This is a genomic window from Citricoccus sp. NPDC055426 (genome assembly GCF_040677445.1).
Taxonomy (GTDB): domain Bacteria; phylum Actinomycetota; class Actinomycetes; order Actinomycetales; family Micrococcaceae; genus Citricoccus.
Genome location: NZ_JBFARZ010000007.1, coordinates 127,609 through 141,317, shown reverse-complemented (window position 1 = coordinate 141,317; position 13,709 = coordinate 127,609). Strand labels below are relative to the sequence as shown.

Here is a 13,709-nt window from a genome sequence, read left to right as displayed (position 1 = left end):
CACTACGCCCAGGCATCCGGGTTGACCGGGTGCGCCGGGAGCTGACCGCGGGCCATGGCCACGGCGTTGTGAGCGCAGACCCGGGCCATGTCCGCCCGGACCGCCTCGGTGGCACTGCCCAGGTGGGGCAGCAGTACCGTGTTGGATAGCTCGGCCAGGCCCGGGGAGAGGGCCGGCTCGTGCTCGTAGACATCCAGTCCGGCCCCGGCGATGTCCCCGGCCACCAGGGCGCGCACCAGGGCGGCCTCATCCACCACGGGTCCACGGGCGGTGTTGACCAGGATCGCCGAGTCCTTCATCCGCCGCAGCACGTCCTCGTCCACCAGGTGGCGGGTCTGTACGGTCAGGGGCACGTGCAGGGAGAGGAAGTCGCTGGAGGAGACCACCTCGTCCCAGCCGGCGGGGGCGATGTCCCCGGCCAGGCCGGCGTACTCCGCGGGGTCCACCGGACGGCCTGTGGGTGGGCGGGGGCAGAACCTGACCGTCATGTCGAAGGCCAGGGCCCGTTGCGCGACCGCCCGGCCGATGCGCCCGAAGCCGGCCAGGCCCAGGGTCCGCCCGGAGACGTCGTGGCCGAGCAGCAGGTCCGGCTGCCAGCCGGTGAAGGCCCCGGAGCGCAGGAACTGATCCGATTCCACCACCCGGCGGGCGGTGCCCAGGATCAGCAGCAGCGTGAGGTCGGCGGTGGCGCGGGTGAGGATGTCCGGGGTGTTGGCCACCATGATCGATCGTGCGGTGGCCGCCGGAACGTCGATGTTGTTGTAGCCGGCGGCGTAGTTGGAGACGCCCGTCAGGGTCGCCGCCGCCAGCAGGTCGGCGTCCACGGGGTCCACCAGCTGGGAGACGAGCACGTCCACGCGGCCGGAGGAGCATTCCCGGTGCAGCTCCTCCCGGCTCAGTGGCGCAGCCGGGCTCACCACCCGGCCGGCCTCGGCCAGGATCTGCATCCCCGGCGCGGGCAGGGGCGTGGTGACCAGGAACGTCGGAGTGCTCATAGTGCCTTTCATGCGCCAGAGGGATCGGTAGGATTATGACCATCAGTCATCGTGATGAACGAAAGGGGGACGTGGGCATGGAATTCCGGCAGCTGGAGTACTTCCTGGTCCTCGCCCGCACGCTGAGCTTCACCCGGGCCGCCGCGGAGCTGTACGTGGTCCAGTCTGCCGTGAGCCAGCAGATCGCCAAGCTGGAGGCCCAACTGGGCGTCCGCCTCTTCGAACGGACCTCGAAGCGGGTCGTGCTCACTGAGGCCGGCCAGCTGCTGCGCACCAGGGCCGAGGACCTCACCCGGATGGCCCAGTCCATCGAGCAGGAGGTCGGGACCTTCGGGCAGGAGGTCAAGGGCACCCTCAGGGTCGGCCTGTCTCAGGGCGCGCACGCGGCCCTGGACCTGGTGCAGCTGTTCGCCCGCTACCACGAGACCTACCCGGGGGTGCGGCTGGTGATCGGGGACCGGCACACCGCGCTGAAGGAGCTGGCGGCGGGCGTGGCGAACTTCGAGCTGGACGTGGCCTTCGTCTCCCATGACGCCACCCTGGGCCTGCCGAACGGCCTGCACGGCGTCCGGCTGGCCACCGAGCAACTGGTGGTGGTGTGCCACCCGGGGCACCCCCTGGCGGGCCGGCCCAGCACCACGCTCGCGGACCTGGCGGCCACCGGCCCCATCCTCGACTCGGCCCCCGAGACCCGGCTGCGCAGCATCGTGGACGGGGCCTGGCAACGGGCCGGGATCGAGCGGACCAGCGCCATCGAGGTCTTCAACACCGGCCAGCTGGCCCGGTACGCCGCCAGCGGGCTCGGGGCGGCGCTGGTCTCCACCGCCGGCCTGCGCTTCGTCAGCCCGCCGGCCGGCCAGGAGGATTTCACCATCCTGGAGCTGGAGGAGGGCATCGGGTATTCGGTGAGCTGCATCTTCCGGGCCGCCCGGCAGAGCTCCCCACCCTCGCGCCACTTCCTGGACCTGGTCGCCGACTCCGGGCTGGACCCGGAGGTGTCCCAGCGCCTGCGGGAGGCAGCGGGGACCGCGGGAGGGTAGGGCCGCCGTCGGGCCTCTTCTGCTCTGCATTCAGAGCTCGAGGACCAGGCACGGGGTCTTGCACCGCGAGACGCACACCATCATGACCTCGTTCTCCTCCCGCTCCTGATCGCTGAGCACCGCGTCCCGGTGATCCGGCTCGCCCGCCAGCACGATGGTCTCGCAGGTGCCGCAGGTGCCCTCCTGGCAGGAGTGCGGCACGTTGGCGCCCACCGCGTTGACGGCCTGCAGGATCGAGACCCCCGGTTCGACCGTGAGGGTCTTCCCCGTCAGGGACAGCTCGACCTGGAAGGGTTGGTCGCCGGACTGGTTCGCGTCCACGTCGTTCACGAAGCGTTCCATGTGCAGGGCGGTGGCCGGCCAGGCGGAGGTCAGGGCCTCGGTGGCGTCCATCAGCGGCCCCGGCCCGCAGCAGTAGATGAGGGTCTCCGGGTCCGGGGTGGCCAGGATCCCCGGCAGGTCGATGAGCCCGTGCACGTCCTGCGGGACCAGGCTGATCCGGTCCCCGTAGCGGTCGAACTCGTCGGCGAACGCCATGGCCGTGCGCGTGCGACCCCCATAGTGCAGGGCCCACTCGGCACCGTTGCGCTCAGCCTGCTCCAGCAGCGGGATGATCGGGGTGATCCCGATCCCGCCGGCGATGAAGATGTACCGCGGGGCCTCGCGCAGCTCGAAGTGGTTCCGCGGGGCGGAGACCCTCAGCCGCTGGCCCAACTGGAGCCGGTCATGGAGGTAGCTGCTGCCGCCGCGGCTGGCCGGCTCGCGGAGGATGCCCAGACGGTATTCGGAGCGGTTGGCCGGGTCCGAGCACAGCGAGTACTGACGGACCAGCTCCGCCCCGTCGTCCCCGGTCACGTGGACGTCCACGTGCGAGCCCGGGGTCCACGCCGGCAGCGCCTCGCCCAGGGGATGGGTGAGGGTGATACTGATGACGCCGTCCGCGATGGCCTCCTTGGCGGTTACCTGGAGGTCCAGCAGTTCGATGCCCGTGGGGGCCTGGTTGATGGCTTGTGGGTTCACGGTGTCTCGGTTCATGGTGTCCTGGCTCATGGTTCAGCCCAGGTTCTTCTGCCCGTAGACGGACTCGTGCCACGGGATGAACACCCGTTTGAAGGACGTGACGATGAAGTACATGGTCAGGCCCAGGATGGCGAGCATGATGATCACGGCGAACAAGCCCGGAGCATTCAGCTCGTTCAGGGTCCGCACCACGAGGTAGCCCAGCCCCTCGTTGCCGCCAAGGTACTCGCCCACGATCGCGCCGATCACGGCCAGCACGATGGCCGATTCCATGCCGGCGAACACGTTGGGCATGGTGCTCTTCAGCTCCAGATGGACGAAGGTGTGCCACTTGCTGGCATTGAGGCTGCGCATGACGTCACGCTGGCCCGCATCGACCGAGCGGACGCCCAACAGGACGTTGAGCATGACCGGGAAGAAGGCCAGGACGGCGGCGATGATGACCTTGGAGGTCATGCCGAATCCGAACCAGATGACGAACAGCGGGATCAGGGCGACCTTCGGGATGACCTCGATGGCGATGATCAGTGGCCGGACGGTGACCTCGATGATCGGGAACTTGCCAAGGATCACCCCGACGATGCAGCCGATGATGACTCCGGCGGCGAACCCGACGGAGATCTCCCGGACGGTCACCCAGATGTGCTCCCAGGTGCCGGGCTCCTGGATCATCACCATGAAGGTCTGCAGGATCTGGGACGGCGGGGGCAGCACCAGCTCCGAAACCTCCAGCACCCGGACGGAGACCTCCCAGACGGCGAAGAGGATGAACAGCAGTGCAGGGGTGCTGATCCACGGCAGGATCTTGAACAGTCTTTCGCGGGTCATGGTCTATTCCTCTGCGTCGAGTGCGGTGCGGAGCCCGGCCACGACGCGGGCGAACTCGCGTCCGGTTTGGACTTCGATCTGGCGGGGACGTTCAATGTCCACCGTGGTGATGTCCTGGATCCGGCCGGGGCGCGGCGTCAGGTGGACCACCCGATCGCCGAGGAACGCGGCCTCGGCGATGTCGTGGGTGACGAAGACGACGGTGGCCTCGGTGGCCAGCGCGATCCGCTGGATCTCGAGGTTCATCCGCTCGCGGGTCATGGCGTCCAGGGCTCCGAAGGGCTCATCCATCAGCAACAGTTCCGGGCTGCAGCTCAGCGCCCTGGCGATGGCCGCGCGTTGGCGCATGCCGCCGGACAGCTCGCGCGGGTACGACGACTCGAAGCCGCCGAGCCCCACGAGCTCGGCCAGCTCCCGGGCCCGTTCATGGCGCTTGGCCTTGGACACCCCGCGGAGCCGCTGCGGCAACGAGATGTTGTCCAGGATGTTGTACCAGGGGAAGAGGTTGGCGTCCTGGAAGACGACACCCAGCTGGCTCACCACGGAGGAATCGACCGTGTTGCCCTTCCAGAGGGACTTCCCGCCGATCTTGACCTCGCCGGAGGTCGGGCTGACCAGGCCGGCCATCACCCGCAGCAGCGTGGTCTTGCCGCAACCGGAGCGGCCGATCAGGGACACGAACTCTCGCTTGCGGATACTCAGGTTGATGTCCGAGAGGGCATGGGTGGTGGCCCGCTTGGTGACGTAGTCCTTGCTGACGCCGATGATCTCGATCTCGGCCGAGCCTGCCGGTGGCCCGGAGGGCCCGACGGCGGCCGGTACGGTGGAGGGGCCCGTCACCTCGGTGGCGGGCTGGCTTGAGAGTCTGTCGGTCACTGTCATGTCTTCACGCACCTTGAGAGATTCCTTCTGTTGTCGCCTTTTTCGGGGTGACTGTGATGAGGCCCCGGTCGGCATCGACGGCGACCCAGTCACCGGTCTGGATGAGCTCCAGTGGGTCCCGGTCGAGTTCGGAGATGGTGGGGACCCGGGTGACGACGGCACCCAGGACGGCCTTGGTGGTCATGGCGCTGAAGATCATGGCCCGTGGGGCGGTGCCCATCAGCCGGGTGCTCTGGAAGAACCCGGACCAGCCGGAGGACCCCTTCGCGCCCGGGAAGACCAGGACCTTGTCCGTGAAGCAGACGTCGAACAACTCATGCCGGGACTCGATGATCACCCCGCGGGCCGGGTCGATGCCGCCCCAGCCGGAGATCGTCTCGTGGGAGACAAGGGCCTCGCCCTCGGTGGTGCCGGGCACGATGCCCCGGCCGGTGATCTGGATGCTCATGCCAGTTCTCCTCTCCACCGGCCTGTGACTGCGGCGTCCACGCATTCCTCGAGGGTCCCGAACCACGCCTCGATCCCGAGGATGGCGGGCAGGTAGTGCGCCTGTTTGGCCGAGTCCGTCGCGAAGACGCGGGTGCCCTCCGGGGCCACCTTGGACATCGCCGGACAGGAATCGGTCAGCACCTTGCCGCCGGCCCGCTGGATGGCCTGCGTGTACCCCAGACGGTCGGCCTCAGTGCGCAGGGCCCGGGGTGTCATGATCCACAGCTCGGTGTCCCCGTGGAGGGTGCGCCCCTCAAGGGCGCGGGCCGCGCGGGCCACCTGGTCCAGGGAGGCGTGCGGGCAGCCCAGCAGGATGAAGTCCACCTCGGTGGAGGAGCCCTGGTTGTTCAGCGTCTCGTACATGAGCCGGCGTTCGCGCTCGCCGTAGACGATCGGTTCCGGTGCCCGGGCCCCGCCGAAGGCCGCCTCCAGGGTGGGTGCCTCCGGGGTGAGGCCCGGGACGTGGTAGATCTCCACCCCGCCTGAGGAGGCGGTGGCGGCGCCGAAGTGCTTGAGGTCCTCATCCTGCGGGGGTGCCCATTGACCGGTGATCACGGGGCGGTTCTCCTGGACCGCATCGCCGACGAAGTATCCGAACATGCCCCAGTCCTGGAAACCCCGCACGGGCGCCTGCGCCTCGATGTGGTGGGTGCCGTAGCGGTTCTGGGGCAGGTGGTTGCCCCAGTAGGGGATCTTGCCGGTCAGGGAGGCTGCGCCGGTGGAGGCGGTGCCCTCGCAGTTGGTGCGTGCGCCGAGCACGGAGTTGCAGTACACCACGGCGGAGGACTCCATCCAGGCGCAGTGCTCGTCCCGGGTGGGCAGGTTGCCCACCTGGTACGGCGTGCAGGTGGCCAGGACGTTGACCCCGAGATCCGTGACGAAGGCCTCACCCTCCTCCTGCAGCTCGGCCAGGTGCGGCGAATACGGCGTGATGTTGACCGCGTCCTTGCCGAAGCCGTGCTGGAGCTGGCAGGTGGGCACCCGCATCGGGGGGATCTCGATGTCCTCGTCGCAGTCCAGGTTGATCACCGAGAAGGACTTGTTCCAGCCGCCCTCCCGGACCAGCCGCTCCTTGACCGGGGATGGCTGTGTCATGGTCCCGGCCACGTTGCGGGTGTCGCACAGCCGCTCCGCGCCGAGTCCCTCACCGTAGCGGACCAACAGGTCCATCGCGGCGGCGACGGCCGGCCCCTGGGTGCCGTCCAGCATGGACTTCTCCTCATCAGTGAGTCTCACCGGTGACCTCCGTTCTCCTGTGGATTCTCATGACGCCACATTCGCGTACACCCGCTCCCGCAGGTCGCTGTGGTTGATGTCCTGAACGCTGCCCGTCCGCGTCTGGGCCGCCAGGTCCAGGGCGTGGGCCGCGCCCTCGCCCATGGCGGCGCAGGGACCCATGACCCGCACGCTGGACAGCGCCGCGGCATCCCCGTCCACGCAGCGCCCGGCGGCCACCAGGTTGCGGGCGCCCTTCGGGATCAGGCTGCGTAGCGGGACGTAGTGCACGTGGTCGGATTCGAAGGTCTCCCACACGTAGCCGGTCACCCGGTCGTGCAGTTCGACAGGCCAAGCCGTGCGTGCCACCGCATCCTCGAAGGCGTGCCCGGTGCGGACCTCATCGAGCGTCAGCTGGTGCTCGGCCGCGATCCAGCGGGTCTGCCGGCGCCCCGGAAAGCCGTAGGCACGGACCTTCGCCTGACCGAACGCGGCCGGGAACTCCTTGCGCATGAAGTCCACCACGCGGTCTGCCTGGGCGCGGCCCTCGAGCTGGGCCCGGGCCGCGGCCACCGCCTCCAGCGGCGCCTCGATGTGCGTCATGTTCATGACCGCCGTGTTCCGGCCGGGGAAGAAGAAGGCCAGGCCGTCCCGGCGCACCAGTCCGTACTGCTCGGCCTTCTCCTCCACCCGGGCCACCAGTTCCTCCCGGGTGGGCGCCTGCTGCTCGTTCAGGTTCGCCAGGCGGACCTGCTGGGAACCCCACACGGTGCGTTCGGGCACCCGGCACGGCAGCCCGGCCTCCCAGGTCAGGGCGGCGTCCCCAGTGGCGTCTACGAAGCCGGCTGCGGCCACGCGGACGTCGCCGTGGCGGGTGGCAAAGGTGGCCGCGGAGACCGTACCGTCCTGCTGCTCGACCCGGTGGACGGAAGCCCCCAGGACCACGGTGATGCCCAGCTCGGAGACCAGGTTCTCCATCCACCGCCCGAGCACGACCTCGTCATAGCTGACCGTCATGGTGTGCGAGCGGTTGAAGGCGATGTCCCCGGTGCGTGAGAGATCCTCGAACATGCGCTCGAAGATCCCGTGGGTGAGCTGCCGGTAGTCCGGACCGATGCCGTAGATGCCGCAGAAGAGCCCGATCAACGAGTTGACGCACTGGCCACCGAGGACGGGCAGCGCATCCACCAGGACGACCGATCGGCCCAGCTTCGCCGAGGCCACCGCGGCGGATATCCCGGCGATCCCGGCGCCGACGACGCAGACGTCCGCCTCGAGCTGCTCGGGGGCCGGCATGCGGTCCTTGGTGACGGTGTGTATCCTCAGTTCGGTGAGTTTGTGCGGCAAGGGTTCTCCTGGTGGTCTGACGGGTCGGGCGGCGTGGGTGGGGTGACGGGCGGGGTCGTCCCGCGACGGTCACTCGGGCAGCAGGCTGTTGTCCACCCACTCCGCTGAGTCCAGGCCGTCCGGAACATCTCCTGCCGCGACCAGTTCCTCGTAACCGGCCTGCCATTCGGCCTCGTCCGTGGTCAGCAGAGGCGACTCGCCACCATTGGTCCACTGCCGGCGCTGCTCCTCCAGGCCTGCCCGGGCGATGTCGTCGTCCATGAGCGTGGCGAAGTCGTATTCACTGCGCAGGGTCTCGATCGTGTCGGTGAGGTCCTCGTCGGCGACGATGGCCGCCGTGGCCTCCTTGATGGCGGCCAGGTACTTCTTGAGCTTCTCGGGTTCGTCCTCAATGGACTCCGGGGTGGTGACGTAGACCTGGGCTCCGGCCGTGAGGGCATCGCTGAAGTCATAGATCAGAGCGTCGTCGTTCTGCGTCTGAGCGATGAGCGCGCTGTCATGGCTGACCATGTAGCCGGCCAGGGTCCCGTTCTGGACCAACTGGAACGTGGCAGGCGTCAGGCCGACGACCTGCTGCTCCACCTCGGAGGGGTCGATTCCCGCGTTCTGCAACATCAGGGAGACGGTCTTGCTGCTGCTCCCGCCCTCCGAGGGCACGCCGATGGTCTTGCCGACGAAGTCCTCTGGGCTCTCCAGCGGGGCCTCGGAGGAGTGCAGGAGCTTGATGGACGGATTGCGGGTCAGCGTGCCGACGTTCCTCAGGGGCATGTCCTCCGCGCCGACGGCGTTGTAGGTATCGAGGGCATCGATCCGCGTGATGTCTCCGGCGCCGGAGAGCAGCAGCTGCATGGCCTGGGGGGATCCCTTGACCTCCTGGATCTCCACGTCCAGTCCGTGCTTCTCGAAGTACCCGCCGGAGACTGCCATCATCTCCGGGACCATGGACAGGGTCTCCATGGGCAGGTAGCTGAGGAAGGTGATCTCCTGCAGTTCGCCGGAGGCGGCCGAGTCGCCGGTGGCCTCCTCGGAACCGGTCTCCGCACCGGCTCCCGCCCCGCAGCCGGCCAACAGACTGGTGCCAAGGGCGGCCACCGCCAGGGCGGCCAGCGGGCGGCCGCGCCGGTTGATCCGGTCGCTGTGGGGAGCTGCGGTGGTTTGGACTGCGCGAGTGAGGCGATTCAACATGATGTCTCCTTGACGTGGAGCTGGGTGTGGGGGTGCTGCGATGACCTCGACGATCCCATCAGCGGCTTGCGTGATACAGGTCACTTTCCGAATATCGGAAGAAGGCCTCTGAGTGGCGAGGGCCGACGCCGGGCGCGAGGCACCTACAGGCGAGGGGCCGGCGTCGGGCGTGGGATTCCCCTAGTCCGGCACCGGGATCAGGTAACCACCGTTGCGCAGGCCCCGGGAGATGGCCCGGGAGGCTGCCTGCAGCATGTAGCCCAGCGGTTTCCGGTCGGATTGCTCGTGCGGGATGATCAGGGACAGGGCGGCGCGCGCCGAGCCGTCGGGAGCGAAGATCGGCACGGCGACGGCCACGTAGCGGACGTTGATCTGCCGGTCGCCGACAGCCAGGCCCTCGTGGCGGACCTGGGCCAACAGCTGCCGGACACGGTCCGGGTCGGTCTCCGTATATGGGGTGAACCGCTGCAACGGCCTGGCGAGCACGGACTCCTGCACCTCCGGCGGCGCGAAAGCCAGCATGGCCATGCCCACCGCCGTCACGTGTAGCGGGTACCGGGCGCCGATGCGCGGGGGCTCGTCCGCCGCGCCGACGGGCACCAGCCGCTCCACGAAGACCGCCTCCTCCTGCTCACGGATGCTCAGATGCACGGGGAAGTGGGTGGTCTCCGAGAGGTCCTGCATGAACGGCAAGGCGACGCGCTGCAGCCCCACGGAGCGGGGCGCGTGGGAGGCGATCTCCCAGAGCCGCAGCCCCACGTGGTACTCGCCGTTGGCCTTCCGCTCCAGGGCGCCGCTGTCCGTCAGCTCGGCCACGATCCGGTGGCTGGTGGTCAGCGGCAGCCCCGTCCGGCGGCTGATCTCCGAGATGGTCTGCTGGGCGTGCTGGTTGTCGAAGGAACCGAGGATGCGTAGGGCGCGCTCCACCACCGAGCGCGGGACCAGCTCCCGCACCTCAGGGTGTTGGACTGCTGGGCCGGCGACCTGCGTCATGGGTCTCACCGTGGCCTAGGAGTCCAGCCGGTAGAAGTCCCGGGCGTTGCCGTGCAGCACGGCGGACCGCTCCTCGTCCGTCAGCGCATTCAGCAGGCGATCGCGCTCGCCGCCGTGGTCGTGCGGGAAGTCCGAGGCGAACATCAGCAGGTCCCCGGCGCCGATCTGGTCCAGGATCTGCCGGACGTGCACCGGGTCCGAGGGCAGCTGGACGGGCTCGGTGGAGGCCCGCACATTCTCCAGCAGGTAGTGGGCGGGCTCGTGCTTCATCCACGGCACCTCGCGCCAGATCGCCTTCCAGTCCTTCTGGAACCGCATCATCAGCGCGGGCAGCCAGCTGAACCCGCACTCCAGCAGTGCGACGTGCAGCCGGGGGAACTGGTCGAAGACCCCCTCGGTGACCAGGCTGACGAGCTGTTCCTGCACCAACACCTGCGAGTTGAGCAGGTAGTCGTCGATGTAGGTGTTGGTGAAGCCGGCGCTGACCGGGGCGCTGCCGCGCCGGCCCCAGGCGTGCAGGCCCACCACGAGCCCGTGGCGGTCCGCCGCCTCGAAGACCTCCCGGAACCGGACGTGGCCGTAGCGGGCGTCGTGGCCGCGGACGGGCAGGAGCACCTGGACGAACCTCTCGTCCGCGCCGACCCTGTCGATCTCCGCGACGGCGGCCTTGATGTCCACCGAGGGCACGACGATGCTGCCGCGCAGCCGGCTGTCCTGGGCCAGCCACTCCTGCGCCATCCAGTCGTTGATGGCGCTCGTGACCGCGACCTGGCAGTAGGGGTTGCGGTTGGCGCCGAAGGAGCTGACGCAGTTGAGGATGGCGGTGGCCGGCCGGGCGACGTCCAGGTAGTCGCTGCGCAGCGTCTGAAGTCGCTGGGGCAGCGGGCCGCCCGAGGTGGCGAAGCCTTCGGGGTAGGACGCGCCCGCGGTGGGGGACAGGTCCGTCTCGGCGTCGGCGAAGTACTCGTTCCAGTAGGCGCTCAGGTAGGGGGCCAGGTCCTGGACGGAGGCCGGCGCCACGTGGACGTCCACGTCCACGGTCTGGGTGTCCACGGCCGCGCCCGGGGCGTGGGTACCGGCGGTGTCACTGATGGTGGTCATCGGGTGGCCTCCTGGGTCTGCTGCTTCTGGTCGTTGAATCGGTAGAAGCGCTCCCCGTTCTCGTGCAGGATCATCCGCTGGAGGTCGGCCGGCAGGTGCTGCAGGGCCAGCGCGGGGGAGTCGAAGTCCCAGTGCGGGTAGTCGGAGGAGAAGATGATCCGGTCCGTCATCCCGGTCATCTCGTAGAGCTCCGCCACGTCCTTGGGATCCTTGGACTCCTCGATCGGCTGCGTGGTGAACCAGTAGTGCTCGCGGAAGTACTCCGAGGGCAGTCGGCGCAGCTTCGGGTAGTCCCGGCGCAGCACCGAGTAAGCGGAGTCCATGGACCACATCAGCGGGGCCGCCCAGGTGATGCCGCCCTCGATCAGGACGACCTGCAGGGTGGGGAACTGCTCGAACACGCCCTCGAGGATCATGTTCATGGCCAGGGCCACCATGGTGTTGCCGGTGGTCACGTGCTCCTCGAGGTAGAAGGAGGGCCAGCCCGCCCCCATGTGCGGCAGCCCGCCCACGTGGACGCCCACGGGCAGGCCGGCCTCCACGGCGGCCGCGTAGATGGGCCAGTACCGCGGTTCGCCCAGGGGGTGCAGGGCGTTGGATGGCAGCAGGACCTGGACGAACCGGGGGTCATCGGCGCACCGCCGGATCTCTTGGGCCGCCAGCTCGGGAGCCTCGTGCGAGACGCAGATGCTGGAGTGCAGCCGCGGTTCGGAGTCGAGGAAGAGCTCCTTGACCCCCTCGTTCATGGCCCGGCACAGGTCCGCGGTGAACCCGGGTTCACCGACGCCCAGGGTGGCGGCCTGCAGGGGGATGAGGATGCCGTGGTTGATGCCGTACTGGTCCAGCAGTTGGTCCTGCATCATCGCCAGGGAGCTGCCCGGAGGGCCCTCCTCGGGCCGGGCGTCGAGCCGCTGGCCGCCGTTGCGCACCCGCGGGGTCATCTCCGGAGGGGAGGGGACGCGGTGGCCGTGCCGCAGCCACTGCTCCCGGTGCACCGGGTCCTGCATCCGTTCGGCGATCTGGTGCCGCATGAGGGTGGGGTGGATGTCACCGTCCACATGGGCCATGGCCGGGGTTGAGGCCGGGGCTGGGGCTGTCTGGGCGGACGGGTTCGGGGCTGTGGTTGTGGACGGATCGCTGGTCATGGTCACGGGGCGCTCACTCCTGAGGTGGGGGCGGGGGCGGTGGCTGGTGTGGAGGCTGGTGCGCTGGCTGGTGCGCTGGCTGGTGCACTCGCGGGGATCTTCGGCCGGGCGCGCGGGCTGGTGTCGATCACCACGTAGTCCTCGTCCACCTGGACGTCGAAGGTGTCGGCGACGTAGGGGCCCGGCGTGCGCCGGCCGGCCGCGGCATCCGGGAGGCCCGTGGCGGGTTCGTCCAGGTCGCTGCCGGGCGTCACGCTCACGCCGTAGCCGCGGGCCGGTGGCTCGCCGGGACCGAGGAAGGACTGGCCGGTGGAGAGCTCGTACTCCCAGCCGTGCCACGGGCAGGCGACGAAGGTGGCCTCCTCGTCGAGTGAGGCCTCTCCGGGCGCCGCCGAGTACGCCCAAGACTTGGTGCGGCCGAGGCAGAGCGGGCCGCCCTGGTGTGGACAGGAATTGGCAAGGGCGTAGAACGCGTCGCCGATCCGGTAGACGCCGATGGACCGGTTGCCGGCCTCGATGATGCGTTTCTCACCGGGGGCGAACTCGGAGGCACGGCCAACAACTATCTTCATCGGTGATGAGGTCCTTCCACAGGGGAGCGCCCGGCTGCGGCGGGGCCGTCGAGCCGTCGAGGGACGGCATATCGGACGGCCTATGGGGCGGCCGGTGGGCTGCGAGGTGCCGCAGTCAGCTGACGCTGGAGCGCATGTGTCCAGTGTGAGCTGGCTCTCCGCATCTGTCTAATGACTAAGTTCAATATGATCAATCAGTGGTGCTAATGATTGGTGTCCCGGCCGTGTCGGTCGCTCGCCTGGGGGCCAGGAAGACTCTTATTCGCCCGCGAAACCTGCGGTAGGATTGAACATCAGTAAACGGAGGTTCTTACGATGTCTGTCCACATTCCTGACCGTGTTGAACGAGAGGCCTTGCAGCGCCGCGAAATGGCGGACATCACCGCCATGCGCGGGGCCATCGACGTTCTCGGCAGCGCCATCAGCTCCCTGGACCAGCCGGTGTCACCCCAGATGGCTGCCGGTGTTGCCGCTTCGTCGCGGGCCAGACGAGCCATCGGCGACGAGTTCGGATGGCTCACCGCGACCGAGGCATCCCGGCTGCTCGGTTCAACCCAGCCCGGTGGTGCCTACGCCAACGACCAGAGGAAGAATGCCAAGGCCTTGGGCGTTCCGGTGCGCAACACCTTCGCCTACCCCGGATTCCAGTTCACGGATTCTGGTCACGTGCACCCCACCGTTCTTGCGGTCCTGCGCTCCGCTGACTCCCTCGCGGTCGACGCCGACACGGTGGTCCAATGGTTCTGCCTGCCCAGCGCCGGCCTGGACGGCGTGCGGCCGGTGGACATCCTCATCGAGGACGAGACAGTCTTGGCGGACTTCAACGGCCGATTCGGAGCCCAGTGGTGAGAGAGGTCGAGTGGCCCAGCGGGAAGTTCGCGGTCGCTCACGATGAAA

The 13,709-nt window shown here is 68.8% G+C and carries 14 protein-coding genes; 2 read left to right on the top strand and 12 right to left on the bottom strand.

Going from position 1 to position 13,709, the window contains the following annotated elements; all coding sequences use genetic code 11:
* Positions 1–2: 2 nt before the first annotated feature.
* Complete coding sequence (locus AB0K08_RS11565) at positions 3–995, bottom strand: D-glycerate dehydrogenase (protein WP_363354546.1); 993 nt, start codon at positions 993–995, stop codon at positions 3–5.
* Between the two features lie 77 nt (positions 996–1,072).
* Here AB0K08_RS11565 and AB0K08_RS11560 point away from each other — a divergent pair, with 77 nt between their 5' ends.
* Entirely contained in the window at positions 1,073–2,035 is a 963-nt protein-coding gene (locus AB0K08_RS11560) for a LysR family transcriptional regulator (RefSeq protein WP_363354544.1), read from the top strand.
* A gap of 30 nt (positions 2,036–2,065) precedes the next feature.
* Here the strand turns inward: AB0K08_RS11560 and AB0K08_RS11555 are convergent, their stop codons facing one another.
* The 11 genes from AB0K08_RS11555 to AB0K08_RS11505 form a co-directional block, all read right to left on the bottom strand.
* Positions 2,066–3,070: a PDR/VanB family oxidoreductase gene (locus AB0K08_RS11555; protein ID WP_363354542.1), complete on the bottom strand. Its 1,005-nt coding sequence runs from the start codon at positions 3,068–3,070 to the stop codon at positions 2,066–2,068.
* Between the two features lie 18 nt (positions 3,071–3,088).
* Positions 3,089–3,883 (bottom strand): ABC transporter permease, encoded by a 795-nt coding sequence (locus tag AB0K08_RS11550; protein ID WP_363354540.1) that lies wholly within the window; start codon positions 3,881–3,883, stop codon positions 3,089–3,091.
* Positions 3,884–3,886: 3 nt separating this feature from the next.
* Positions 3,887–4,765 (bottom strand): ABC transporter ATP-binding protein, encoded by an 879-nt coding sequence (locus AB0K08_RS11545; protein ID WP_363354538.1) that lies wholly within the window; start codon positions 4,763–4,765, stop codon positions 3,887–3,889.
* A gap of 4 nt (positions 4,766–4,769) precedes the next feature.
* On the bottom strand, positions 4,770–5,213 hold the full coding sequence (locus tag AB0K08_RS11540; RefSeq protein ID WP_363354536.1) for a DUF126 domain-containing protein: 444 nt from the start codon (positions 5,211–5,213) through the stop codon (positions 4,770–4,772).
* Complete coding sequence (locus tag AB0K08_RS11535; protein ID WP_363354534.1) at positions 5,210–6,490, bottom strand: aconitase X catalytic domain-containing protein; 1,281 nt, start codon at positions 6,488–6,490, stop codon at positions 5,210–5,212. The genes AB0K08_RS11540 and AB0K08_RS11535 overlap by 4 nt, the downstream gene beginning before the upstream one ends.
* Positions 6,491–6,517: 27 nt before the next feature.
* Positions 6,518–7,816, bottom strand: coding sequence for an FAD-dependent oxidoreductase (locus AB0K08_RS11530; protein WP_363354532.1), 1,299 nt, complete (start codon positions 7,814–7,816; stop codon positions 6,518–6,520).
* A gap of 69 nt (positions 7,817–7,885) precedes the next feature.
* Positions 7,886–9,001, bottom strand: coding sequence for an ABC transporter substrate-binding protein (locus AB0K08_RS11525; protein WP_363354530.1), 1,116 nt, complete (start codon positions 8,999–9,001; stop codon positions 7,886–7,888).
* 180 nt (positions 9,002–9,181) lie between these two features.
* Positions 9,182–9,994: an IclR family transcriptional regulator gene (locus AB0K08_RS11520; RefSeq protein WP_363354528.1), complete on the bottom strand. Its 813-nt coding sequence runs from the start codon at positions 9,992–9,994 to the stop codon at positions 9,182–9,184.
* Between the two features lie 15 nt (positions 9,995–10,009).
* On the bottom strand, positions 10,010–11,095 hold the full coding sequence (locus tag AB0K08_RS11515) for an amidohydrolase family protein (protein ID WP_363354526.1): 1,086 nt from the start codon (positions 11,093–11,095) through the stop codon (positions 10,010–10,012).
* Positions 11,092–12,240 (bottom strand): amidohydrolase family protein, encoded by a 1,149-nt coding sequence (locus AB0K08_RS11510; protein ID WP_363354634.1) that lies wholly within the window; start codon positions 12,238–12,240, stop codon positions 11,092–11,094. The genes AB0K08_RS11515 and AB0K08_RS11510 overlap by 4 nt, the downstream gene beginning before the upstream one ends.
* Positions 12,241–12,242: 2 nt before the next feature.
* A complete protein-coding gene (locus tag AB0K08_RS11505; protein ID WP_363354524.1) occupies positions 12,243–12,812 on the bottom strand; it encodes a Rieske 2Fe-2S domain-containing protein in 570 nt (189 codons plus the stop codon).
* 354 nt (positions 12,813–13,166) lie between these two features.
* Here AB0K08_RS11505 and AB0K08_RS11500 point away from each other — a divergent pair, with 354 nt between their 5' ends.
* Positions 13,167–13,661, top strand: coding sequence for a hypothetical protein (locus AB0K08_RS11500; protein ID WP_363354522.1), 495 nt, complete (start codon positions 13,167–13,169; stop codon positions 13,659–13,661).
* The last annotated feature ends 48 nt before the right edge of the window (positions 13,662–13,709 follow it).

Excerpts from the sequence above, each read along its gene's own strand:
- AB0K08_RS11565 (WP_363354546.1), bottom strand. The coding sequence starts at position 995 with ATGAGCACTCCGACGTTCCTGGTCACCACGCCCCTGCCCGCGCCGGGG.
- AB0K08_RS11560 (WP_363354544.1), top strand. The coding sequence starts at position 1,073 with ATGGAATTCCGGCAGCTGGAGTACTTCCTGGTCCTCGCCCGCACGCTG.
- AB0K08_RS11555 (WP_363354542.1), bottom strand. The coding sequence starts at position 3,070 with ATGAACCGAGACACCGTGAACCCACAAGCCATCAACCAGGCCCCCACG.
- AB0K08_RS11550 (WP_363354540.1), bottom strand. The coding sequence starts at position 3,883 with ATGACCCGCGAAAGACTGTTCAAGATCCTGCCGTGGATCAGCACCCCT.
- AB0K08_RS11545 (WP_363354538.1), bottom strand. The coding sequence starts at position 4,765 with ATGACAGTGACCGACAGACTCTCAAGCCAGCCCGCCACCGAGGTGACG.
- AB0K08_RS11540 (WP_363354536.1), bottom strand. The coding sequence starts at position 5,213 with ATGAGCATCCAGATCACCGGCCGGGGCATCGTGCCCGGCACCACCGAG.
- AB0K08_RS11525 (WP_363354530.1), bottom strand. The coding sequence starts at position 9,001 with ATGTTGAATCGCCTCACTCGCGCAGTCCAAACCACCGCAGCTCCCCAC.
- AB0K08_RS11520 (WP_363354528.1), bottom strand. The coding sequence starts at position 9,994 with ATGACGCAGGTCGCCGGCCCAGCAGTCCAACACCCTGAGGTGCGGGAG.
- AB0K08_RS11515 (WP_363354526.1), bottom strand. The coding sequence starts at position 11,095 with ATGACCACCATCAGTGACACCGCCGGTACCCACGCCCCGGGCGCGGCC.
- AB0K08_RS11510 (WP_363354634.1), bottom strand. The coding sequence starts at position 12,240 with ATGACCAGCGATCCGTCCACAACCACAGCCCCGAACCCGTCCGCCCAG.
- AB0K08_RS11505 (WP_363354524.1), bottom strand. The coding sequence starts at position 12,812 with ATGAAGATAGTTGTTGGCCGTGCCTCCGAGTTCGCCCCCGGTGAGAAA.